General features: G+C 70.0%; 19 protein-coding genes, 1 tRNA gene and 3 pseudogenes. 10 read left to right on the forward strand and 13 right to left on the reverse strand.

From position 1 onward, the window contains the following. Window positions 1-419: 419 nt before the first annotated feature. From ABD211_RS09530 to ABD211_RS09555, 6 genes are all read right to left on the reverse strand, one after another. Window positions 420-2,192, reverse strand: a complete 1,773-nt coding sequence (locus ABD211_RS09530) for an IucA/IucC family protein (RefSeq protein ID WP_344128457.1) — start codon at window positions 2,190-2,192, stop codon at window positions 420-422. Continuing rightward, window positions 2,189-2,761 carry a GNAT family N-acetyltransferase gene (locus ABD211_RS09535; RefSeq protein WP_344128459.1) on the reverse strand — a complete coding sequence of 191 codons (573 nt, stop codon included), beginning with the start codon at window positions 2,759-2,761 and terminating at the stop codon, window positions 2,189-2,191. Before ABD211_RS09535 ends, ABD211_RS09530 begins: the two co-directional genes overlap by 4 nt. Beyond that, on the reverse strand, window positions 2,758-4,047 hold the full coding sequence (locus ABD211_RS09540) for a lysine N(6)-hydroxylase/L-ornithine N(5)-oxygenase family protein (protein WP_344128461.1): 1,290 nt from the start codon (window positions 4,045-4,047) through the stop codon (window positions 2,758-2,760). The genes ABD211_RS09535 and ABD211_RS09540 overlap by 4 nt, the downstream gene beginning before the upstream one ends. A 14-nt stretch (window positions 4,048-4,061) precedes the next feature. Further along, entirely contained in the window at window positions 4,062-5,549 is a 1,488-nt protein-coding gene (locus ABD211_RS09545; protein WP_344128463.1) for a pyridoxal phosphate-dependent decarboxylase family protein, read from the reverse strand. A 63-nt stretch (window positions 5,550-5,612) separates the two neighbouring features. Beyond that, the gene (locus ABD211_RS09550) at window positions 5,613-6,899 is read right to left on the reverse strand and encodes an MFS transporter (RefSeq protein WP_344128465.1); all 1,287 of its coding nucleotides are present in this window, start codon (window positions 6,897-6,899) and stop codon (window positions 5,613-5,615) included. Then, a complete protein-coding gene (locus tag ABD211_RS09555; protein ID WP_344128467.1) occupies window positions 6,896-7,606 on the reverse strand; it encodes a siderophore-interacting protein in 711 nt (236 codons plus the stop codon). Before ABD211_RS09555 ends, ABD211_RS09550 begins: the two co-directional genes overlap by 4 nt. Window positions 7,607-7,663: 57 nt before the next feature. Here ABD211_RS09555 and ABD211_RS09560 point away from each other — a divergent pair. From ABD211_RS09560 to ABD211_RS09570, 3 genes and pseudogenes are all read left to right on the forward strand, one after another. Continuing rightward, window positions 7,664-9,682: pseudogene (locus ABD211_RS09560) on the forward strand (penicillin acylase family protein); the annotation flags it as partial. 57 nt (window positions 9,683-9,739) lie between these two features. Beyond that, the gene (locus ABD211_RS09565; protein ID WP_344128504.1) at window positions 9,740-10,324 is read left to right on the forward strand and encodes a GNAT family N-acetyltransferase; all 585 of its coding nucleotides are present in this window, start codon (window positions 9,740-9,742) and stop codon (window positions 10,322-10,324) included. Window positions 10,325-10,460: 136 nt separating this feature from the next. Beyond that, complete coding sequence (locus ABD211_RS09570; protein ID WP_344128469.1) at window positions 10,461-11,009, forward strand: chlorite dismutase family protein; 549 nt, start codon at window positions 10,461-10,463, stop codon at window positions 11,007-11,009. 157 nt (window positions 11,010-11,166) lie between these two features. Here the strand turns inward: ABD211_RS09570 and ABD211_RS09575 are convergent, their stop codons facing one another. Further along, complete coding sequence (locus tag ABD211_RS09575; protein WP_344128470.1) at window positions 11,167-12,486, reverse strand: hypothetical protein; 1,320 nt, start codon at window positions 12,484-12,486, stop codon at window positions 11,167-11,169. 128 nt (window positions 12,487-12,614) lie between these two features. Beyond that, window positions 12,615-13,111 (reverse strand): annotated as a pseudogene (locus tag ABD211_RS09580) (DUF4240 domain-containing protein). Window positions 13,112-13,343: 232 nt separating this feature from the next. On the opposite strand from ABD211_RS09580, the gene ABD211_RS09585 reads away from it, so the two are divergent. Genes ABD211_RS09585 through ABD211_RS09595 form a run of 3 tightly spaced genes read left to right on the forward strand, consistent with a single transcriptional unit; the run spans window position 13,344 to window position 15,381 of the window. Further along, window positions 13,344-13,742 carry a RusA family crossover junction endodeoxyribonuclease gene (locus ABD211_RS09585; protein ID WP_344128472.1) on the forward strand — a complete coding sequence of 133 codons (399 nt, stop codon included), beginning with the start codon at window positions 13,344-13,346 and terminating at the stop codon, window positions 13,740-13,742. A 41-nt stretch (window positions 13,743-13,783) separates the two neighbouring features. Next, a complete protein-coding gene (locus tag ABD211_RS09590) occupies window positions 13,784-14,299 on the forward strand; it encodes a hypothetical protein (RefSeq protein ID WP_344128474.1) in 516 nt (171 codons plus the stop codon). 26 nt (window positions 14,300-14,325) lie between these two features. Beyond that, the gene (locus ABD211_RS09595) at window positions 14,326-15,381 is read left to right on the forward strand and encodes a hypothetical protein (protein WP_344128476.1); all 1,056 of its coding nucleotides are present in this window, start codon (window positions 14,326-14,328) and stop codon (window positions 15,379-15,381) included. Window positions 15,382-15,515: 134 nt separating this feature from the next. Here ABD211_RS09595 and ABD211_RS09600 read toward each other — a convergent pair whose 3' ends face one another. Continuing rightward, window positions 15,516-15,758, reverse strand: coding sequence for a hypothetical protein (locus ABD211_RS09600; RefSeq protein ID WP_344128478.1), 243 nt, complete (start codon window positions 15,756-15,758; stop codon window positions 15,516-15,518). Between the two features lie 671 nt (window positions 15,759-16,429). Next, window positions 16,430-16,632: pseudogene (locus tag ABD211_RS09605) on the reverse strand (bifunctional 5,10-methylenetetrahydrofolate dehydrogenase/5,10-methenyltetrahydrofolate cyclohydrolase); the annotation flags it as partial. A gap of 90 nt (window positions 16,633-16,722) precedes the next feature. On the opposite strand from ABD211_RS09605, the gene ABD211_RS09610 reads away from it, so the two are divergent. Continuing rightward, the gene (locus ABD211_RS09610) at window positions 16,723-16,905 is read left to right on the forward strand and encodes a hypothetical protein (RefSeq protein ID WP_344128480.1); all 183 of its coding nucleotides are present in this window, start codon (window positions 16,723-16,725) and stop codon (window positions 16,903-16,905) included. Here ABD211_RS09610 and ABD211_RS09615 read toward each other — a convergent pair. Next, window positions 16,892-17,614 (reverse strand): SDR family oxidoreductase, encoded by a 723-nt coding sequence (locus ABD211_RS09615; RefSeq protein WP_344128482.1) that lies wholly within the window; start codon window positions 17,612-17,614, stop codon window positions 16,892-16,894. The two genes, ABD211_RS09610 and ABD211_RS09615, sit on opposite strands and share 14 nt — an antisense overlap. A 101-nt stretch (window positions 17,615-17,715) precedes the next feature. Between ABD211_RS09615 and ABD211_RS09620 the strand changes: the two genes are divergently transcribed. Beyond that, window positions 17,716-18,582, forward strand: a complete 867-nt coding sequence (locus ABD211_RS09620; protein ID WP_344128506.1) for a LysR family transcriptional regulator — start codon at window positions 17,716-17,718, stop codon at window positions 18,580-18,582. Window positions 18,583-18,931: 349 nt separating this feature from the next. Here ABD211_RS09620 and ABD211_RS09625 read toward each other — a convergent pair. Together ABD211_RS09625 and ABD211_RS09630 are read right to left on the reverse strand one after the other, a co-directional pair. Then, window positions 18,932-19,003 (reverse strand) — tRNA-Val (locus ABD211_RS09625). Window positions 19,004-19,074: 71 nt separating this feature from the next. Next, window positions 19,075-19,425: a PGPGW domain-containing protein gene (locus tag ABD211_RS09630; RefSeq protein ID WP_344128484.1), complete on the reverse strand. Its 351-nt coding sequence runs from the start codon at window positions 19,423-19,425 to the stop codon at window positions 19,075-19,077. A gap of 357 nt (window positions 19,426-19,782) precedes the next feature. On the opposite strand from ABD211_RS09630, the gene ABD211_RS09635 reads away from it, so the two are divergent. Beyond that, entirely contained in the window at window positions 19,783-20,214 is a 432-nt protein-coding gene (locus tag ABD211_RS09635; RefSeq protein WP_344128486.1) for an SsgA family sporulation/cell division regulator, read from the forward strand. Between the two features lie 226 nt (window positions 20,215-20,440). Then, the gene (locus ABD211_RS09640; protein ID WP_344128488.1) at window positions 20,441-22,996 is read left to right on the forward strand and encodes an ABC transporter permease; all 2,556 of its coding nucleotides are present in this window, start codon (window positions 20,441-20,443) and stop codon (window positions 22,994-22,996) included. Window positions 22,997-22,998 lie beyond the last annotated feature (2 nt).

Raw genomic sequence — 22,998 nt, forward strand, 5'->3', positions numbered from 1 at the left:
CCGAGACCTTCCGGACAGCCGCGACAGCGCATATTCACCTTAGTAAATACTTTCTACACCGGTGTAGAGCGATTGGCAAGAGAGCTCTTCATGCCCCCATGACCTCCATGGGGTCGAATGTCGTCCTCGACGTGGTCGGCCAGTTCCCGCTCCAGCGCGCGGACGCCGAGGTACTCGTCGAGAGTGTGCGTGCAGAAACTCGTACGACGGAGATGGAGTCATGGCACGACCGAGCCGGAATTCGCCGGACGTCCGCGCGCGGGCGATCCGTCTGGTTGGCGAGGCCCGTCCTCATCATGAGACTGAGTGGGCGGCGATCACGTCGGTTGCGACGAAGCTCGGGGTGAGTACGGAGACGTCGCGGAAGTGAGTTCGACGAGGCAGAGCACCGTGAGGATGAGCCACCGGCGGCGCGGCGGTCACGGGGAGTGCACCGCGAGCGGGTTGCGCAGAGTCCCGACCAGTTGCAGCGCCGCGGAGGGGTCAGCGAGGTCGACCATCTGGCGGTTGTCCCGCAGCTGCAACCGGTTCAGGCAGGACAGCGCGAAGTCCGGGGCGAAGATGTCGTACCGGGCGAACCGCTCGGCGAGGTGCGGCACGCTGGCCCGGTAGTCGTTGACACACGCCGCGACCGCGGCCCAGAACTGCGCTTCGGTCAGCACGTCCCGGTCGGCCAGGATCGCGTTGAGGTAGCGCAGGAAGCCATCGAACACGTCGGTGAAGATGGATAGCAGCCGCATGTGCTCCGGCACGTGGGCGCGGATCCGCTCGACCTCCGGCGGAAGCGGCATGTGCGCGTCCATCACCACGATCTCCTCGGCGATGTCCTTGAAGATCACTCGACTCACCACGTCGTCGTTGAGGACGAGGATCACGTTCTCGCCGTGCGGCATGAACGCGAGGTCGTAGGCGTAGAAGCTGTGCAGCAGCGGCGTGAGGTAGGCGTCGAGGTAGCGGCGCAGCCAGTCCGCGGGCGCGAGCCCCGACCGTTCGATCAGCGCCGCCGCCAGCGCGTGCCCCTGCTCGTCGACGTGCAGCAGCGACGCCATGGTGGCCAGCCGCTCACCGGGGGCCAACCCGGGCACCGGACTCTCCCGCCACAGCGCCGCGAGCATCTTGCGGTAGGGCGAATGCCGGTCAGTGGCCGCCTCGAGCTGCCGGTGCCGGTAGCCGATCGCGGCCCGCTCGCGCAGGATGGTGAGGCCGGTCGCCTTGAACACGTCGTCGCCGGCGATCAGCCCGGCCAACCACTCGTTGATGGCGGGCGTGCCCGCCATGTAGGCGGCGGACAGCCCTCGCATGAAGCCCATGTTGAGCACCGAGATCGCCGTCTTGACGTAGTGCCGGCTCGGGTCGGAGGCGTTGAAGAACGTCCGGATCGACTGCTGCGCCAGGTATTCGTCCGGCCCTCGGCCCAGGCAGACAAGCCGCCGGGCCGCCAGCTCCCCGGCGAACGTGACCGACAGCTTGTTCCACCACTGCCACGGGTGGACCGGGAAGAGCAGATAGTCGGCGGGGTCCAGGTCTAGATCGGCCAGTGCGGCGGTGAACGCGGCCAGCGTCTCGTCACCGAGCTCCGCCCGCATGTGCCGGTCGTAGTCGGTGTCGGTGGTGCACGTGAACGTGGAGTGGTCGCGGTGCGCGGCGAGCCACACCAGCCGCACCGGCGCCGCGACCTCGGGGGCGTACCGGTGGTAGTCGTCGACGCCGAAGCCGATGCGGCCCTTGTTGGCGACGAAGCCGGGGTGCCCCTCCGTCATCCCGGCCTCGATGGCCTGGAAGTCGGCGCCGGCCAGGTCGTGGGCGCAGGCCGCGCGCCGGCTCAGCGTGTACGCGCTGCCCGACAGCGTCGCGGTGATCTCCTCCAGGTAGACGGGAAGGATCTCGTCGCGCAGCCCGAGGGTTCGGCGCAGTTCCAGGCACAGGTCCACGGCGTCGAGCGGAAGCGGCTCGCCGTCGCGGTGCCGGGTGATGGTCTCCGGGTCGATCTGCCATGTGTCGAGGGCGCGCATCGTCGCGGCGAAGCGGTATTCGACGGTGCCGTCGTCGCTGTGGACCACGTACCGGTCGCCGTCGGCCTGCGGGGTGAGCAGTCGTTCGTGGCTGAACTCCGCGAGCGCCTTGCGGACCAGCAGCCGGTTGGCGCGGGCCCAGTGAGCCGGGTCCAGGTGGGCGGTGGCGGCGAGGTTCATGCACGGTCTCCGGTGGCGGCGGTGGTCATGGGTACTCCCGTGGCGTCGAGGAACTGCTCGCGGGTGCACACGCTCAGCAGCGCGGCTTTCTCCGGCTTGGCGATCGGACCGAGCACGGTGAACCCGACCGCGGCGTTAAGGGCGTGTACCGCCGTATTGCGTACGTCCGGCTCCACCACGACGCGGCGGGTCGCGGAGTCGCTGAACAGCCAGGCCATCACGGTGGTGATGACGGCGCGGGTGAAGCCGCGTATGGGGGTATCGGTCGGCGCGGTCAGGAAGTGCATGCCCACGTCGCCCTGCCGGGCGTCGAACAGGCCGACCAGCTCCACGTGGCGCGGGTCGTACCGTTCGGCCAGGAAGGCGGGCTCGCCGCGGTGCAGGCCGAGATAGGCGTCGTGGTGGGGGTGCTCGCCGATGCGCCGGTACTCGGCCGCCACCGCCGCCACGTCGGCGTCCTGCATCAGCCAGTACACCGCCTTGGGATGCGTGACCCAGCGGTGCAGCAGCGCGGCGTCGGCGTCGATATCCAGCTCGCGCAGCGCGAACTCGCCCCGACGAAAGATCATGCGGTCGCTCGGGACGGGACGCCGAAGTCCTGGAACGCGATGCACTTCTCGATCGGGTAGTACTCCCGCCCGAGCAGCTCCCGGATGATCCACGAGTTGCGGTAGGCGCCCATGCCCAGGTCGGGCGAGGTGATGCTGTGCGTGTGGGTACCTCCGTTCTGTAGGAACACGCCTCGGCCGGTGACGTCGACGCTGTAGTTGCGGGCCACGTCGAGGCGGCCGTGCCCGTCCCACCGGAGGCGGTCGCGGACCGGCTCCAGGAAGGCCGGTGGGGTGAACCGGTACCCGGTGGCGAGGACCAGCCCTTCGGTCGTCAGGGAGAAGTCCCGTTCCTGTTCCTCGTTGCGCAGGCCGAGGGTGTAGGTGCCGGTCGCCGGGTCGTGTTCGGCGCTGCCAAGGGCTGTGTTGGTCAGCAGCCGGGTCAGCACGGGCCGGTCGACGCTCTTGGCGTAGAGCATGTCGTAGATCTCGTTGATGAGATCGCCGTTGATGCCCTTGAAAAGGCCCTTCTGCCCGGCCTCCAGCCGGTAGCGGGTCGGCTCCGGCAACGCATGGAAATAGTCCACGTAGTCCGGAGAGGTGATCTCCAGCGTGAGCTTCGTGTATTCCAGTGGGAAGAACCGGGGCGACCGGGTGACCCAGTTGAGCTCGTACCCGTAGGCGTCGCTGTCACCCAACAGGTCACGGTAGATCTCGGCGGCGCTCTGGCCGCTGCCGATCACCGTGATGCTGCGCTTGCGCCGCAGCGCGTCCCGGTGCTCCAGATACCGAGAGTTGTGCAGCACGTCGCCGCCGAGGCCCGCGCACGCCGGTGGCACCTGCGGCGGCGTCCCGGTGCCGATCACGAGGTGCCGCGCCCGGTAGGCCACCTCATGTCCGATGTGGACCGCATAGGTGTCGCCGGCGGCGTCGTACCGTACCTCGGTGACCGCCTGCCCGAACCGCACAGTGCTCAGCCGCTCGGCCGCCCACCGGCAGTAGTTGCTGTACTCGCTACGCAGCGGGTAGAAGCTCTCCCGGATATAGAACGGGTAGAGCCGGCCCGTCTCCTTAAGGTAGTTGAGGAACGAGTAGGGCGAGGTCGGGTCAGCGAGCGTGACCAGGTCCGACATGAACGGCGTCTGCAGGTGGGTGGCGTCGAGCATCATGCCCGGATGCCAGGCGAACTCCGCCTGCGGCCGGGCCTCCAGGAACAGCCCGTCCAGCTCGTCGATGGGTTCGATGAGGCAGGCGAGGCCCAGGTTGTAAGGGCCGAGGCCGATGCCGATGACGTCGTAGGTGTGCACGGTGCCTCCAGCGGTCAGGCGGTGCAGGCCAGCAGGGGGGCGGTGGCCCGGTCGACATACCCGCCCGCGTGCCCGGCGATGAGCTCCAGCACAGTGGCGATGTCGTCGACGGTGGTCTCGGGGTTGAGCAGGGTGAACTTCAGGAAGTGCCGGCCGTCGACTTTCGTGCCGGCCACCACCGCGGCGCCGGAGGCGGCGAGGGCCTGGCGGGCGTGCAGGTTGGCGGCGTCGGCGTGCACCCGGCCCGGCCCGGTCGGCAGGTAGCGGAAGACCACGGTGCTCAGCGGCGACCGGGTGACCACCTCGAAGCGCGGATCCTCACTGAGCATGTCCCACGCGGCGGCAGCCCGGTAGACGACGTCGTCGAACAGTTCGCCGATCGCGTCCGCGCCCATGATGCGCAGCGTCATCCACAGCTTCAGCGCGTCGAACCGGCGGGTGGTCTGCAGGCTCTTGTCCACCTGGTTGGGGACGCGCTGCTCCACCATGCGCGCCGGGTTCAGGTAGTCGGCGTGGTAGGTGGCGTGCCGCAGGGTCCGCCCGTCCCGCGCGATCAGGGCGCTGGAGCTGACCGGCTGGAAGAACGACTTGTGGAAGTCGACGGTCACGGAATCGGCACGCTCGATGCCGTCGAGCAGGTGCCGCCGGGTGGCGGACACGAGCAGACCACAGCCGTACGCGGCGTCGACGTGCAGCCACACGTTCGCCGTCACGCAGCGGTCCGCGATCGCCGGCAGCGGGTCGATGGAGCCGAAGTCGGTGGTGCCGGCGGTGGCGACGACGGCCATCACGATGTCGCCACGCTCGCGACAGCGGGCCAGCTCGCGGTCCAGCGCCGCCGGGCGCATCCGCCGGTCGGCGTCGACCGTGACGCTGACGACCGCGTCGGGCGCGAGACCGAGCAGCTTCGCCGACTTCTGCACGCTGAAATGCCCGGCGGCCGAGGCGAGGATGCGCAGCCGCGGCAGCGCCTCGGCCCGGGGCAGAGCCGACGCGGCCAGCGCCTCCTCCCGGGCAAGCAGCAGCGCCTGGAGGTTGGACTGGCTGCCACCGCTGGTGAAGACGCCGTCCGCCGCCGGGCCGAAGCCGATCCGCTCGGCCGTCCAGTCCACCAGGCGCCACTCGATGAGAGTGCCGCCCGCGCTCTGGTCCCAGGTGTCCATGGAGGAGTTGATCGCCGACAGGACCGCCTCGCCGAGCACCGCCGGGATCACCACCGGGCAGTTGAGGTGGGCCAGGTAGCGCGGGTGGTGGAAGTAGACCGCGTCGCGGAGGTAGACATCCTGCAGCTCGTCCAGCACGGCGAGCGGATCGCCCAAGGGCTGGTCCAGATCGACTCCGGCGACCTCCAGCCCGAGGTGGTCCGGCGTGATCCCGGTAAATGGCCGGTCGGTGGTGGCGATCTGGGTGGCGACCCGGTGGACGCCGTCCACCAGCGTCTGCCGGTAGCGGTCGGCCGTGGCGTTGGTGAGCAGGTGCGCGCGGGCGGCGAGAGGCGACATCAGATTCCTTCGGCTGGCGGGACACGTCCCGGGCGGGTGATCGACAGCGGGACAAGGCATCGGTCAGAGCGAGCGGAGGCCGTCCAGGGCGACAGCCGGTGCTGCCGGTTCACGAGGATCGATGCTCGCCGCAGCAGAGCGCTCCGCGACGGCGGCGGGCGGTCCAAAGCGGCGCAGGTGCCGCATCCCGAGGAGACCACCGGCGGCGACGAGCACGATCGCGGCTAGGGCCACCGCCGGGTAGCCCACCCAGGCCGCCGCGTAGAGGCCGGCGGAGGAGGCCACGAAGGACACCGCGAGCCCCACCGAGGAGAGCATCGTGAAGTCCGTGCCGCCGGTGCCGGGCCGTGAGTAGCCCATGTTGACCGTGTAGACGACCACGTTGACGGCGGTGTAGGCCGCCATGAACGCGCACAGCGCCGCCGCCGTCGCGACGACGGGGGCGCGCCCGCCGAGCAGCGGGAGCAGGCCCACGGTGGACAGCACGAGCAGTCCGCCGGCGACCATCAGCACGCTCCCGCGCCCCAGCCGGCTGACGAAACCGCCGGCCACCAGGCCCGCCGCCACGGCCGGGACGCTGACCACGACGCCGGTGACCACACCGATGCGCGCCTGCGACCAGCCGGCGTCCACCAGGGCGGGGGTCACCAGAGCCCACGCCGCGCCCGAACCCACATAGAGCAGCGTCACCACACCGAAGGTCCACGGTCGACAGCCGGGCTGGCGGAACACTGAAAGCAGCGCCCGATATGCCGTGCGGGTGCGGTCGAGCCGGTCCACCCGTCCCGGCTCCCGGAACCGCCACGCCGTGACCAGGCCGGCCGCGGTCAGCGCCGCCATCAGCACCACGGCCGCCGGCCAGCCGGCCCGGTCGTAGGCGACGAGGCAGACCCCACCGCCCAGCACCGTGCCCAGCGAGACGCCCGCGAGCTGCACCCCGTTGCCGGCACCGCGCTCCGCCTCCGCGAGCAGCCGCACCGCGATGGCGTCCACGGCGATGTCCTGGGTCGCGGAGAGCAACACATAGGCGGCGCACACCAGTACAACGGCGCCGAGGCGCTCGCCGGGCGGATCGAACGGCAGGAGCGCGAGCAGGGTGAGCACGAGACCTGTCTGCAGGACCAGCAACCACGAACGGTAATGGCCGCGGGTACGCGAGCCGAACCGGTCAAGCAGTGGTGCCCACAGCACCTTCAACGGCCAGATCAGTCCGATGAGGGTGAGCGCACCGAGCGTCTCCAGCGGCGTCCCGCCGTCGCGGAGGATCGCGACCAGTCCGATCGTGATAAAACCCACGCCCACGTACTGCGTGACATAGAGCTTGAACAGCGTGGCGTAGCGACGGCTCACGTGGCGCTCCAGTAGCCCAGGACGGACATCCGATGCTTGTCGATGCCGAGGGACTTGCGCAGATGCCGGGCGAGCGCGCGGGTGCTGGCGGCCTCGGCGGCCACCCAGTAGAAGGCGTCCTCGGCGCTGGGCAGGGCGGCCTCGACGGTGCGCACGAGCAGGCGACCGTCGTCCTCGCGGGGCAGCCAGGTCAGCGAGTCCTGCGGCCGGACGCGCACGGGCAGCGCCTGCTCGCCCTCGTGGGCGTACTCCAGCCACACAGTCGCGGCGGTCTCCCCCGCCGCGTCGAGGACGCTGTTGACGGCCGGCAGGGACGCCGCGTCGCCGACCACGTAGACGTGGGGCGGGGACGGTTGCGGCCAGTGGAAGCCGCTGCCCTGCACGGTCGCGAGGATGGTGGCACCCGGCGCGGCGGTGGTGGCCCACCTGGCCGCGCACCCGTCGTGGAGCGCGAACTCCAGGCTGAACCGGCCGGACGCCGGATCAGGGTCGACGAGGGTGTAGGCCCGCTGATGCGGTCGACCGTCGTTGTCGAACCAGAGCCGGATCCACATGGTGGGATGAAGTTCGCAGCTCTCGAGTAGACCGCCGCCGTTGACGCGTAACCGACGGTAGTGCTGGCCGACCTCCTCTGTGCTCAGCACGGTCAGCCGGAAGTCCCGGCCACCGAGCGCCTTGAGCACCAGGGCCTCCCAGTTCCGCTTCACGCACCCCTCCACTAAGGTCAGCCTAAGTCAGGGCAGCCTAACCTAAGCGGGGGCGGAATGAATAGGGGCACCATCGTCCTGGATGGATGGGGGATTCCTCATGTGCGGGGCAACTCGGCTGACGATGTCGCGTACCTGCAGGGCTATTCCGCCGCCACCGATCGGGCCTGGCAGATCCAGGTCGAGAAGTGGCGATCCGAGGGGCGACTCGCCGAGCACGTAGGCGCGGGCGAACTGCCCTGGGACCGCTTCTCCCGCCGGGCCCGGCTCGACGACACGGCGCGGCGCTGTTTTGCCCGCCTGTCCCCACGGACCCGGCGGTGGATCAAGTCCTATGTGGATGGTGTCAACGCCGCGCTCGCCGGGCCCGGACCCCGCGCCTCCGAGTTCGAGGCCCTCGGGTGCGCCCCGGACCGCTGGCGGCCGTGGTCGCCGCTCGGCGTGTTCCTCGTGCAGCACGTGCTGTTCGGCACGTTCCCCAACAAGCTGTGGCGCGCCCACGTCACCGCCACCCTCGGCCCCGACGCGGTGGACCTGTTCGCGTTCGAAGGGCCGGCCGGGTCGGGCAGCAACGCCTGGGCCGTCGCCGGCGACCCCGGCACCGGGCGGCCGGCCCTCATCGCCGGCGACCCGCACCGCCTGCTCGAACTGCCCGGCATCTACCAGCAGACCCGGCTGAGCTGCCCGGAGTTCGACGTGGTCGGGTTCGCCTTCCCCGGGGTGCCGGGCCTGCCCCACTTCGGCCACGCCGGATCGGTGGCCTGGGCAATCACCAACGCCATGGCCGACTACCAGGACCTCTACCTGGAGGAACTGCGCCGCCGGGGCGACCTCGTCGAGGCCCGGGAACCCACCGGCTGGGCACCCGTCGCCCGCACTGTCGAACACATCGCGGTACGCGACGCCCACTCGGAGACCGTCGAGATCCTCGAAACCGCGCGAGGGCCGGTCATCGACACCGACCGTGGTTCGGGGGCAGGGCTCAGCCTCCGCACCCCCGCCCGGGTCGACGGCGACCTCGGCTTCGACGCCCTGCTGCCGCTGCTGCGTGCCCGCCGGGTCGACGACGTCGCCGCCGCCCTGCGCCATTGGGTCGAACCGGTCAACAGCGTGCTCGTGGCCGACTCCACCGGCGCCGTGCGGCAACTGGTGGCCGGCCGCGTCCCTGTCCGTGACGAGCGCTGCCGGCGGGAGCCCGTGCCCGCCTGGGATCCCCGGTTCCGCTGGGCGCCGGCCGTAGCCTCCATGCCGGCCTCCGAGGTCGTTGGCGTGGCCGTCCACGCCAACGACCGCCGACCCGGCGACGTCGCCGAGCTCGGCGCCGACTTCTGCCCGCCCCACCGGGCGGCCCGCATCCGGGACCTGCTCGCCGAGGGCACCCCGGCGCCGATCGTCCACGTGGACACCCACGTTCCGAATGCGACCCTGCGCGGCCTCCTCGACCGGCTTTCCACCTGGGACCTCAGCCCCGCCGCCGTCCGGCTGCGCCATCGGCTTCTCGCCTGGGACCGCCGCATGGCCGCGGACAGCGCCGACGCCGGCGCCTTCGCGGCCTGGCGCGCGGCGCTCGCCCGGCGGCTGGGCGCGCACCCGGCCCTCGCCCCGCTTCGCGCCCCGTCCCGCTACGACGAGCTGTTCTCACCGTGGACCGACCCGGCGACCCGCATCGGCCTCGCTCTCGACGGCGTCGTCGCCGGCCTGCTTCGCCTCGGCGTCGACGCCGCGCCTGCCGGGGCGGAGGCCCTGGAAGAGGTCGCCGCCGGCCCCGATCCCTGCACCTGGGGCGAGCGGCACCTGCTGCACCCCATCCACCTCGGCGTCCACCCGGCTGTCGCGGCGGCGGTGGCTGGCATGCGCGAACAGGTACGCCTGGCGGGCGACAACGACGCCGTGCTCGCCACGTCGAGCGTCCCCGGGGTGTCCGACGCCTGCTGGCGGGGACCGGTCGCCCGTTACGTCTGGGATCTCGGCGACCGCGCCGCTGGCGGCTGGGTCGTGCCGTTCGGCGCCGCCGGCAACGCCGCCGACCCACACTTCGCCGACCAGCTTCCACTATGGACGTCCGGCGCGCTCGTCCCACTGCCGACCGCCACCGTCCCCACCGACCCGCCGCCATTCGAGGAGGACCACGCCATGGTTTTCGAGGAGCAGCTGCCCGGCCTCGGCCGGCTCACCCTGACGGTGCTCGACCCGGCCTCCGACGCCGGGCTCGTGCACGGCTGGGTCACCCAGCGGCGGGCGGCGTTCTGGGGCATGCTCGACCACTCCGTTGACGACGTACGCGAGACTTACGAGTTCGTCGACGGCCTGCCGACCCACCACGCCTTCCTGGTGCGGCTGGACGACCGCCCGATCGGGCTATTCCAGAGCTACGAGCCCGACGCCGACCCAGTGGGCGAACGCTACCCGGTCAAGCCCGGCGACGTCGGCATGCACCTGCTGATGGCGCCCGGCAAGCGACCGCCCAGCGGCCTCACCGTCGCCGTCGGCGCCGCCCTGGCCCGGTTCCTCTTCCGCGATCCAGCCGCCACGCGCCTCGTCGTGGAGCCGGACGTCCGCAACCACCTGGCCCTGCGGCGGCTCACGCTGTCCGGCTTCAGCTTCGATGAGGAGATCGAGATGCCGGACAAGCGCGCCCAGCTCGCGTTCCTGACCCGGGAACGTTTCGAGAACCTCTACGCGGCGCCTGCGGAGTCAGCCCTACGGTCCGGCCGATGAGTCATGAAGGATCCCAGGGCACTTGGACGAGGACCAGAACTAATCGGGAGAGGCTCATCGGCGCTCCGGTGCCGTCGAACACCCCATCGCAATCACGAAACTTGAACGTCACCTGATGCGGTTAGCGTTGCCGGCTATGGCTGCCCCGCTCACTGTCTCCTTCACCGCCGGCCTGTCCGGGCCGTGGCGTATTGATTCGGTGCGGCCCGTTGTCGGTGAAGTCCTGCCGATCGCGGTAGCGCTGTCGGTCAGCGAGGGAGCTACTGCGGCCGAGCCGGGCGTGTGGAGCCTGCGCGGGACTATAAGTAACCTGCGCTACACCACCGTCGCCGAGCGCACGGCTCTGGTCGCCCGCCAGGAAGGACTGGGTCGGGCGCCGTCGACACGGGCCGCGCTGATCCCGATCCGAAAGACGCAGGCGTGGTGGGATCTGGCGCAGGACGAGCGGCGCGAGATCCTCGAGGAGCGGTCGCGGCACATCGCCATCGGTCTGAGGTATCTGCCCGCAGTGGCGCGACGGCTGCACCACAGCCGCGACCTGGGTGAGCCCTTTGATTTCCTGACCTGGTTCGAGTTCGCCCCAGCCGAGGCGGACGCGTTCGAAGAGCTGGTGGCCTCGCTCCGCGCCACGCCAGAGTGGGCCTACGTGGATCGCGAAGTGGATGTCCGGTTGAGCCACGACTGAGGTTGATCGCGCACCGGTGAGGGTCGCGCTGCCAAGCGGCCCGCCGGCTGTCGGGACGTCACCACCGATCTATCGGAGAACCGCTGCACCGATACGGCCATAGTCACTCGTGTTGCAACGAGCTTAGTCCGGCAGCCCTCTGGCGAGTCGCTGTTGGTCAGGAGCTGCTGACAGGGGTGGCCGTGGCTGATGGTTGGGTGACTGGGTCCTGGGGGACTTCGGCTAGGTCGAGCAGCGCGTGCATCACCGTGGCCGGTAGCGTCGGGTTCCCCGCAGCCGCGCGCGCATCGAAATCGTCCAGGAGCGCTTTCTGCAGGTCGGCAGTCGGCATGCGAGCATCGCGCAGGGCTGCGGTGCGGGTGTAGGGGTCCGCGGCCAAGCGGACGACTTCGTCGACGGGCAGTTGCGGGTCCCTCAGTGAGAGGAGCCGGAGTAGATGGTTGACGTGTCGGGAGTACTTGGCAAAGCCGGGGCGATCGAAGTTCGGGTGGCGCGTGAGGAACCATGCGGTCTTGCCGTGCCACCACGCGTACATCTCGATGACGAGCTCGTGCGGTGCGTCGGCGCAGTTTTGACAGAGTGTGAGCTTGACGAAGAAGTCTTTGTCATCGGCGAGTAGAGCGACCGCCTCGGTTGGCAGGTGCCGGAACCGCGCGACGCTGCGGCGGATCAGGACGTGCGGGGAGGAGGCCAGGCGGATGAGGGCCTGGGCATCCGTTTCCAGGTTTTTGATCCATGGCGGGCTCTCGTGGTGGCCGGCGGGAACGACGTAGGCGATGGCCTGGCGTTGCTCATCGGAGAGGTCCTCGCGCAGGGAGAGCCGTAGCCGGACGGTGTCGTCCGGGTCGTCGGCCAGCCGGAGCGCGAGGGCGCGCGGAACCTGTGGGTTCCAGGCCGCGCGGGAACGTACGTCTCGGTCCGGGCTGGTGGTCAGCATGCGGGCCTCAGCGCTGGACAGTTCCGGTGCCGACGGCGTAGGAGGCTCAGGTGGCGCCGCGACCTCCAGTTCCGAGGGCGATGGCGCGACAACCGAGGCCGCACCGAGCCGCGATGCCTGGGTGTGGGCCTCTGCGCGGACCCGGCGGCTGGCGTCGTCGGTCTCGAGTCGCGCTACGAGGGGCGGGGGGAATGTCAGTCCGCGGTCGTTGGCCATCACAACGGCGACGAGCCGGACGCGGGGATCCGCGTCGGCAGCGAGTACCGCCAGCGTCTCGATGTCTACGTGCTCGTTCTCGGCGAGCGCGCATCGGACGTCGACATCGGGATGCGCGGCGAGCTCGGCGAAGGCTCCTGCGTCGACGCTGATCGATGTAAGCCAGATTCGAGGATAGGTCAGGCGGTCCTGAACAGTGATTATCCGCCGTAGCACCGCGGCAGACGCAGCGCAGTTGTGGGCAAGGCCCTGAACCCACCGCTCATACAGCTCGGAGCGCCCGGCGGCGTCAGCCAGTACGCGTTCCCATCCTTTGTGATCCACGACGTCCCATCATGTCCAACCTCCAGACAAATGGCCAGGCCGCCAAATCGGCCGCCAGGGGGTCAGTTTCGCGCGTCGGCGACAGCCTGAGGTTCCCCGGCAGGCCGGACCTCAACGAAGACCTGCGGTCAGACCTCAACCAGGAACAGCGCGGCGAGCTTCGGCAGACGTCGCCTGACCACGTCGGCGTCGTCGCGCGGGGCAACTCCATGCTGCCGGTCACGGCCCGGTAGGCGTCCCACACCACGCCGTACATCGACTCGCACTCAAGATCACCCTCGTCGGCGACCGCGAGACGCTGCACGATCGGCAGATCGGCGAGAGTGTCCGGATCCGCCACCGCTCGCTCAAACGTCTCGCGGCCCTGGGTGAGCAGCCAACCACGGAAGTACTCGAAGCCGTCGTCGGAGCAACCACCGTTGATCAAGTACGCCGCCTGCCATAGCTCCCACCGGTATGACCGCGCGCGCAGATCCCACAGCGGCTGCGCCATCCGCGCGATCATCCCCGCCGGCATCGCCGCCAGCAGCATCAGGGCCTGTTCGGCGACGGCCTCCCCATCCGCAGGGTTGGTCGCGGACTCCCGAGCCCTCTCCACCACGTCCCAGAACTCATCGACGCTCATGACATCGCAGTATGTCAGCGGCCCTGGCGGGCGACATTTGCATCAGTCATAGGCGAGGATCCGCGTGCCGCGGTGGCCGAGCCACCTGGCGAACTTCGAGGCGGTGGGCACGCCAGACTACGGAGAGGGCCGTGCTCGAGGTGCTGCATGGCAGGTGGCGGTGTCGATCCGGGTCAGGCATAACGTGGGACCACGCCCGCACTGGGCGACGTGCAGACAAGGGGAGAATGCGGTGGACGACGGGATCAGGTTCGACGTGGACGGCTGGCCGCCGCAGAAGAACGAGGCCCGCTCGATGTTCGCCGCCAACCATCGGCTGGCCGATCGGGTAGTCGCCCTGCTCCGCGCAGCGGGCACTGTTCTTCCTACCGGTTGGGCACCGTTCGCTGGGCCGGTCGGCTTGGACGTGGTCCTGCGTGGCCCGCGCCGCCCGCCCGCCGACGCGACGAACTACCTCGGTGGCATCGCTGACGTCCTGCAGGACAAGTCACGCACGCTGATCGACCTGACCCACCTCGGCGACCTGGCTGATGTTGCGGTGTTCGTCAACGACTGCCAGATCAGCCGCATCAGCTACCGGGAGGAACCGGCCAACCACCCGTCCTACGAGGTACGGATCTTCCCGGCATGACCGCCCTGGATACCGCATTTGCGGCGCGTTGGTCCGCGGCCATGACCGACACCCTGACCGGCCTGCTCGATGTGTTCGAGGACCGGTTCGGCTACCCGCCCGGGGACAACCTGCTTACGCCGGCGGCCACAGGGACCGACCTCACCATGCTCGCGGATGTCCTGACCGACCTGAACCTCGATGACGACCTGCTCACGCTGTACCAGGTCACGGACGAGGTGAGCCTGCCCGACATTGGCAACGGGTACTTCATCCATCCTCCCGACCATGTCGTAACAACCCGCCGCGTCCGCGAGCCGGGCGCGATTGCGGGAGACCCACCGACCGAGGTTGTCGTATTCGGCAGTGACGGCGGCGGCACCTCGTACGCACTTACGGGCGCCGCAGGCCCCCGCGTGGTGCGGCTGCCGTCGAGTGCGATTGTCGGCGGGACGTACACCCCGCCACAGGGATGGTCCCGTTACGGGCCGGCCGCAGAGGACCTGCGGGAGTTCCTGACGAGGATGCACGACGGGCTCGTCCGGTTCGCTTCCTGCGGAGAGGTCATCGACCTGTAGGAACCCAATCGATGCGAGGGGAACACATGACGGTTTTCGGCTGCAGGCGCTGCGATGCCACTCTGACGGTCCCGGTGTCGAGGGTGGCATTGCCCGTCCACGCGGATCAGAAGTACGGGAACGGGCCGGGATCGCTCGCCCCGGCACTGGAGCCCGGCACGTTTGCGGTGAATCCGCTGCCCTCTGGTTCGCCATGGCGCCGGTGGGGCGAACTCGAAGCCGGTGAGGCCGAGGCGCTCGGCTGGTACGCGCCGAGGTTCAGCATCTCCGCCGGGCCGGTCGGCCGGGTGTTGCTCGCCCCAGGCGACGCCCGCGGTGCCGTCATCGACCTGTCGCGGGTCGGTGACTCCGGATGCTGTGGCCTCGACGGCGGCGAGCCCAACATGGTCTGCGTCACCTGCGGCACGCCGGTAGGCATCCGGATCGACGACTGTGGTCTGCGGCAGGCGATCTGGCTGGACCCGCTGACCACCCGCGTGATCGAGGACGGTCACGGCCCGCACCCGGGGCTCGACTGGGCGGACCTGATCGACCAGCGGCTCGGTATCCCGCCGTCCGAACCGGGCGGCGGCTGGCACCCGATGTGGGCGGCCGCCGCAGCCTCGGCGCTGGCACACTTGCTGGCAGCCTCGGGCGGCGACCCGATCCTGATCCCCGATCACCAGGTCGCCGAGATCTTCCGGCCCACTCTCGACCGTCTCATCGGCCCGGCCGGAACGGGGCCGGCGCGCACCCTGGTCCTGGCCGGGCCCGGCCTTCCAGACGCCGACGGCGACTTCGCCCTTATCCCAGAACATCCGCAGACCGGCGAACTCTGGCCGGTGGCCCCGCCGGTGAAGCCCGTCCCGTTGGCCTGGGACGCCTGGCGGCACCTCGCGTTCCACCGAGCCACGAAGCCGGTCGGGCGGTCAGTCCCGATCCCACCAGAGGCCCTGCCGGCACTGCTCCCAGGTTACCGGTTCGAGCCGGACGGCCAGATCTTCCTCAGCGTCCTGGCCCGACTGCCCGAGGTCAGGCAGCCACGGTTGCGTGCCATCTACGAACGAGGCCGTCCCTACAACTACACTTTCTACATCTTCTGACCGACTGGCTCGCCGTTATAGCGCCGCTCTTCCGGCAGGTTCACTCTCATCGGCTACTTGTTTCATTTGCAGTAGGACCGCAGCCCGGCCAGGCTTCGGTCCAGACGCTCCGGCTGTCGCTCGCACCGGGCAGGTCAGCTCTCCGGCTCGCCCGCCTCAAGGACGAAACGCTTACCGCTACTGATCGCCGCACTGGCCCGGTCGTGGAGCGTGTCCGGCACGCCAGCGGTGTCGAGCGCGGCTCGAACATCATCGACTGGCTTGCCCTTGTGCGACTCGTAGACCCCGTCGAGCACCGGCTGGATCTGGCCGACCCAGTTGATGGTGGCCTGCCTGGCCGCGTTGCGCAGGCCCTCGTTGTTTATCTCAAACTTCACGGTCCGCTCCCACAAATTGTATGATCAGCGCCCTCAACGTACTACATATAGCGTTGGGCGGAACCCATCTAGACTGGGCATGTAGCCGCGACCGCTCCATCGCCGGCGAGCGGCATGGCAAGCGCCATGCCGGACCGGGGGTGACGAAGTCCCCCTCGTAGCCGGGCCAAACAACACCGTTGACCTCTTCGGCGTCCTTGCCACGTGGATGATCACAAACTTGACCGCTTCGGAGTTGGCGAAGCGCTCTCAATCCCGACTTCCGCCATGGATCGGCAGGTCAAGCCGAGGCAACCGATCTTGCTGCTTGACCTCTTCGGACTGTCCAGTTACGAGCCAGGGCTGCTCCCAAATCTGCTCCCAAGGTAAGGGATGTAGATTCAGCTGGGCATTACCGCAGGTCATAGCGCGTGCACATTGACGAGGAAATACTCACGGATCTCGATCTAACATCGAAAGGTGCGGATTCTTCAGTGTGAACGAACGGTCCGCAAGCCGCTGACCAGCGACTCTGCAACTGCCTGCGAACACGGCAACGCCGTTCAGCGCAGGTCACGCCTGTTGGGCTCGGTGCAGCGCCGTTGGGAGCGGCCCGCTGCTCCCAATCTGCTCCCACACGGTGCGGACTGCGCGTCGCACACCGGAGCTGAATGGAGAGGCCGATCGAGCCGCTACGAGGTCGCACGTTCGACGGTTGCCACGGCGTTGTGCAGCAGCATCGCGACGGTGGTGGGGCCGACTCCGCCGACGCGTGGGTGATTGCGGAGGCGGCCGCGGCGCAGGACTCGTTGACGTCGGGCAGCAGGCGACGGCCGGCGTAGCGAACGCCGGCGCCGATGACCACGGCGCCGGGTCGCACGTGCTCGGACCTGATCCGAGCCACACCGTCGTTACGCGCCCATCAGCGCGACATGATGGACCTCCTCATCACGGTGGCCTCCGAAGCCATCGCCGCCCGGTCCGAGTGGCGGCCGGACGACCCGAGCCACGGATCGCCGCGACCGCCCTCATCGGACTGTGGGACATTCAGGGGCGGGCGCTGCGCAAATACCTGACCGGCAGCCGCAAGCCGGCTCAGATCCGCCAGGCCGTCACCGCCGACGTCCAGCGGGCAGCGAAGATCGTCGAGTCCGTCACCAGGGGATGACGCCGTCGTCGTTGCTGAACGTCCCGGTCGGGCCGTCGTCGGGCAGGGTGGCGAGCCGGATCGCGGCGGCCGCGCCCTCCTGCGGCGGCCGTCCGAAGAAGCCGGTGAAGTCCGTCGCCACCAGGCCCGGGCAGACGGCGTTGATGAGGATACCGGTCCCGGCGAACTGCCGCGCGTAGTGCACCGTGATGGCGTTGAGATACGACTTCGTCGGCGCGTACACGGCCATGATCGGGCCAACCTCGACGGTGGGGTCGGCCTGCCAGGCCAGGGACCCGACGCTGCTGGAGACGTTGACGATGCGGGGCGACGCCGAACGTCGCAGCAGCGGAAGCATCGCGTTCGTCACCCGGATCACGCCGTACACGTTGGTGTCCACCACCGCTCGGACGACGTCGAGGTCGAGGGTGGTCGGGTCCTGTGCCCAGTCGGGCCCCATCGGTCCGGCGATCCCGGCGTTGTTGACCAGCACATCGAGGCGGTCGAGCAGGTGCGCGGCCTCGGCTACGCCGCGGTCGCTGGTCACGTCCAGCGGTACCACGAACGCGTCCACGCCGGCGTCACGCAACTGCTTCACGGCTGCCTCTCCCCTAGCCTGGTCGCGTGCCCCCACCGCGACCCGGTACCCGCGGGCGCCCAGCCCGGCCGCGATCTCGTAACCGATTCCCTTGTTCGCGCCGGTGACCAGCGCGGTCTTCGTGTCAGTCATGTCGCCGATGCTGTCTCGCCGGCTGGCGCTTCCCTTACACCGATGCAGTGCGCTGTGATACCCGGCCGGTATCACCGCAGTATCGTCGAACGGTGGACACGCTGGAGATCCGCGAACTCAGGTACTTCGTGACCGTCGCCGAGGAGCTGCATTTCAGTCGGGCAGCCGAGCGCCTGGGCATCGCCCAACCGCCGCTGTCGCGGGCGATCCAGCAGCTTGAGCGGCGCCTCGGCGTTGCCCTGTTCGACCGCGACCGCCGCGGCGTCGCGCTCACCCACGCCGGGCAGGTCCTGCTGGAGGAGGCCCGCGTGATCCTCGCCGGCACCATCGCGGCCGCCCGCCGTACCCGGCGCGCCGCCTCCCCCACCCAACGGCTGGCATTGGCGACGAAGGCGGGCGCGAACCATGAACTGCTCCGGAGGCTTCTGGACGCCCACAGCACCGACGTCGAGGTCACGCTGTGCGGGGTGGGCGAGCAGGCGCGGATGCTCAGGGACGGCCGAGCCGACGTGGCGCTCATGCAACGGCCGTTCGATGACCTGTCCGGGTTGGATACCGAGGATCTCCTGACGGAGGAACAGGTGGCCATCCTCCCCGCCGGCCATCCGCTTGCCGCCCGAACCCGCCTGTCCATGGCCGACATCCGTGGCGAATCCGACCTACCGGTCGCCCGCTGGCCCCGCCACGACGGCACGTACGAACCGGGGCCGGGGCCTGAGATCCGCGACTCGTTCCAACTTGCCCAGCTTGTCGCCCTGGGACAGACGGTGGCCGTTCTCTGCGCCTCGTCGCGGTCCTGGCTGTGGAGCGCGCACGCCGCTATTCCGTTGACCGACGCGCCCCACGTCACCACCGTTCTCGCCTGGCCCGCGCACAGCCGCTCCCGGGCCGTCGCCGATCTCGTCCGCACCGCAACGGGTTTGGCAGACCGCGCCAGCAAGGAGGAACGGCAGGCCCAGAACGCCTGACCGTCAGAGTTGCTCGACCTGCCGGACGGTCGCAGCATCAGGCAGCCGGCCTCCTCGCCTTCCTCGACGACGCCGTCGACGATGACCTGTTCGAACGTCGGGGTCGGCGTTGCCGTCGCGGCGGCGGTCTCGCCGTTGTACGGCATCTACACGCCGCAGCCTGACCACCAACCACAACGGGTCGGGGCGACGCCAAGGCGGCGTCGCCCCGACCCGTTCGCCAACCTCACAAGCGCACCCAAAGCTAGATGATCTTGTGCTCCCAATCTGCTCCCAACGTAAGGGGCAACAACGCAAAAGCCCGTTACCACAATCGTGGTAACGGGCTACTTGACCTGTATATTTGCGGTGGGCGATACTGGGATCGAACCAGTGACCTCTTCGGTGTGAACGAAGCGCTCTCCCGCTGAGCTAATCGCCCGGGACGCCAAGACTGTACCTGACCGCCCCGCGCCGGCGCGACTCGGTACCGCTCCGGCGAGCCGGATCCGCCTACTGGCGCAGGTACTCCCAGATCTGGCTCAGGCGGTCGCGGCCGAGACCGACCCACAGGGAGAGTGCCACGATGCCGGCGACCAGGGCCGCGGTGGCGAGGCCGACGAGGGCCTTCATCCACCAGGGTTGGCGGCCGATCCACTGCCACCAGCGGTGCAGCTGGGCGCGGGTGAAGGTGAGCAGGCGGCGGGCCCAGTGGAACTCGATGGCCCAGACGCCGAGGCCGGCGAGGACGATGAGCCAGCCGGGGCCGGGTAGCGGGACGAGGGCCAGGCCGCCCGCCACGATGACACCGCCCGCGATCGCGATCACGATCTTCTTGGTGATGCGGTGCACCTTTTCGATCATGGAATCGTCCTCCGCGGGCGGGTCCGAATCAACGACCGAGACAGTCGTCGGCGACGCGTCGTCACGCGTCGTGTTCCCGTCAGCATCGTTTCGCATCGTCCGTCACTCCCGCCACCGCATCGACGTTAGCGGAGTGGGACGACACAGGACCGCCCGGCATCACCGGTCGGCCCCCGGCGACCTCTAGAAATCGGACAGTAAGTCCATTACAGGCACAGACCAGCATGATCTTTCGAATGTTCTTCCCACTACTAGGTGAGATCGGCTGATGACGGAGCGTGTTGAGGAGTATCACCTGAGTATGGGAATTGCGTGGGACGCAAGCCGCCACGCAGCGGTGCCGGGGGGAGTACGTCCATGAGTGCTATTCGTCCAACGACCGTTGAGGTCGAGACATCGCTGCGGCTCGTCGCGCCTGACGCCACCGCGATGCCGGTTCGGGCCAGCCTGCGCTACGACCCGGCCGACCCCTACGCCGTCCACGTGCTGTTCCACGCGGAGTCAACCAGCGGCGAGACGGTCAGCTGGTCCTTCGCCCGGGAACTGCTCGTGACCGGGCTCGACGAGCCGGCCGGCATCGGCGACGTGCGCGTGTGGCCGTGGGCCACGCCGCGCGGCGACTATGTCGCGCTCGCGCTCTCCTCCCCCGACGGCAATGCCCTCTTCGAGGTTCCCCGCAGCGTGCTGGTCCGCTTCCTGCGGCGCACCTACGTGGTCGTCCCCCGGGGCCACGAGACCGAGCACCTCGACATCGACGCCGCCCTGGTCCGGCTGCTCGCCGGCCGGTGACGGTCCGCCCGCCCAGAACGGCGGGCACGCACACAATCGAGAGATCCACCCAGACCCGCTGCCCGTCACCGCCCTTGATTGCGGAGGCGGGTAGCGGCCTGCTTGCGGGCCGCTACGAAATCTCCGCGGCCTGCTTCCGGTCCGCGCGCCAATTGCCTGAGTACGCCTGTCGGCAGGCGGACACAGCGCGTCACGGGCCGCGCGGCCGCGGGCATGCTGGCGGGTGATGATCGCCGTCGCACTGGCCGGGCTGCGCACCCATAAGCTTCGGACCCTCCTCACCAGCCTCGCCATCGCCCTCGGCGTCAGCTTCCTCGCCGGCACCCTGATCTACCGTGACACCGCCGAGGCCGCGTTCTTCGTCGACCTGGCCCGTCCCGCCGCGAACGTGGACGTGGCCGTGGAGCCGCGTGGGGGCGCCGGGTACGGGTTCGATCGCCGGGTGGACGCGTCGGTGCTCGACGCCGTCCGGAACGTGCCCGGCGTGGCCCACGTGGACGGGCGGCGCAGCGGGCCGCTCGGCGTGCTGGGCCGCAACGGCCGGGTCATCGCGACCGAGGGCTTCGTCGGCCTGGCGGTGTCGCTGCCCAGCACGCCCGAGCTGGCGATGTACCGCCTGGTGGCCGGGACGGTGCCGACGGCGCGCGGCGAAGCGGCGCTCGACGAGTCGACCGTGAACCGCCTCGGGTTGCGCCCGGGCGGGACGTTCACCGTTGTCGACACCGACGGCAGGCACCACGACCTGCGGCTCACCGCCGTCGTGGACTACGGCGCGAGCGTGCCGTTCGCCTGGTTCACGGTCGTCGGGCTGGGCGAGGCGGACCTGACCGCGCTGGTGGAACCGCACGACTACGCCGAGATCGTGGCGACCGCCCAGCCGGGGGTCGACCCGGACGAGCTGACCCGGCGGGTGCGGGCCGCGGTCGGGTCCGGCGAGTACCGCGTGTTCGCCGGGGACGCCCTGCGGTGGCAGCTCGCCCGGGAGGCCGCGAAGTACTCCGAAGGGCTGCTCAGCACGTTGCTGGCGGCTGCCCTCGTGGCCCTCGTGGTGTCATGCCTGGTCGTCCGCAACACGTTCACGATCCTGGTCGCCCAGCGCACCCGGCAGCTGGCTCTGCTGCGCTGCGTGGGCGCCTCCCGTAAACAGATCTTCGCGCTGGTGCTGGCCGAGTCGTCGGTGGTGGGCCTGGTCGCGTCGGCGGCCGGGCTCGCGCTCAGCGCCGGGGTCGGCCGGCTGCTGATCCTGGGCCGCGACCTGTTCGGCGACGCGGTGCCCGACCACGCGCTGGTGGTGCGGCCCGGCACGATCGCGGCCGGGCTGTTCGTCGGCGCGCTCACGGCGGTCGCCGCCGGCACGCTGCCGGCCCTGGCCGCGAGCCGGATCTCACCGCTGGCGGCGCTGCGGGACGGCCCCGGGCTGCGCGCGGCCGGCCGGAGCCGGTTCGTGGTCGCGGCGCGGCTCGTCGGCAGCGTCGGCTTCGGGCTGGTCGGGCTCGCGCTCATGGCCGCGGGCCGGAGGCCGGGCATGGGGTTCAACGGCACGCCGGTGATCCTGGCCGGCGCGATGGCCTGCTTCGTCGGCATCGTGGTGCTGCTGCCGCTGGTCATCGGGCGGTTGACCGCGCTGGTCGGCTGGCTGCCGGGTCGGCTGTTCGGCATCACCGCGCGGCTGGCGAGCTCGGCGGCTACCCGCAACCCGGGTCGCGCGGCGGCCAACACGACGGCGCTGATGATCGGCATCGCGCTCATGTCGATGTTCACGGTCGTTCTCGCGACCGCGCGGGTGCAGGGCGAACGGGAGCTGGCGGAGAACTTCCCGATCGACTTCGTCGTCGATCCCATCCCGTACTCGGGAAGTTCGGTGTTGCCCGACGCGATCGTGGAGGATCTCGCGGCCCGGCCCGAGATGGGTCTGGTGGCGCGGACCCGCACGGCCCCGGCCCGGGCGAACGGGTACCAGACGATCGTGTCGGCGATCGACCCGGCCGACCCGGACCTGGCGGGCACGGTCGAGGTGATGGAGGGCAGCCTCGCGGACCTCGGGCAGGGCACGGTCGCGATCCGCCGGAGCCTGGCCTACGAGACGGGCCTGGGCGTCGGCGACGACGTGGACGTGAGCGCCTGGGACGCGCCGGGGCCGGCGCGGCGGATCGTGGCGGTCTACGACGACGCGCCGACCCGGGGCGACGCGCTGGTGACGTGGTCGGAGCTGGACGACCAGTTCGGCAGGGTGGCGGGCGACGAGATCCTGATCCGGCGGGCCGAGGCGAGCACGGTCGACGCGGCGCACGCGGCGCTCGACGCGGTCCTCGACAGGTACCCGCTGGTGAGCGTGGAGTCGCGGGCGGAGCGCAAGGCGGCACTGGACAAGGAGCTCAACAAGCGGCTGTCCCAGTTCGCGGGCCTGCTGAGCATCTCGACGATCATCGCGATCCTGGGCATCATGAGCACCCTGGCGCTGTCCATTCTGGAGCGCACCCGCGAGTCGGCGACGCTGCGCGCCCTGGGCCTGGGCGCCGGTCAGCTGCGCCGCGTCTTCCTCCTGGAGGCGCTCCTCATGGGCCTGGTCGCGGCCCTGCTGGGGGTGGGCTTCGGCATCGGCGCCGGCTGGGTCACGGCGGACAGCCTCATCACGACCTACGGCCACGGCCGCCCGGAGATCCCCGCGCTCCAACTGGCCGGCTACGTCGCCCTGGCGACACTGGCGGCCATGCTCGCGGGCATCCTCCCGGCCCGCCGCGCCACCCGCACCGCCATCACCGCCGCCATGTCCGACACCTGACC

It is taken from the genome of Luedemannella flava, from assembly GCF_039528515.1.
In the GTDB taxonomy this organism is placed as follows: Bacteria; Actinomycetota; Actinomycetes; order Mycobacteriales; family Micromonosporaceae; genus Luedemannella; species Luedemannella flava.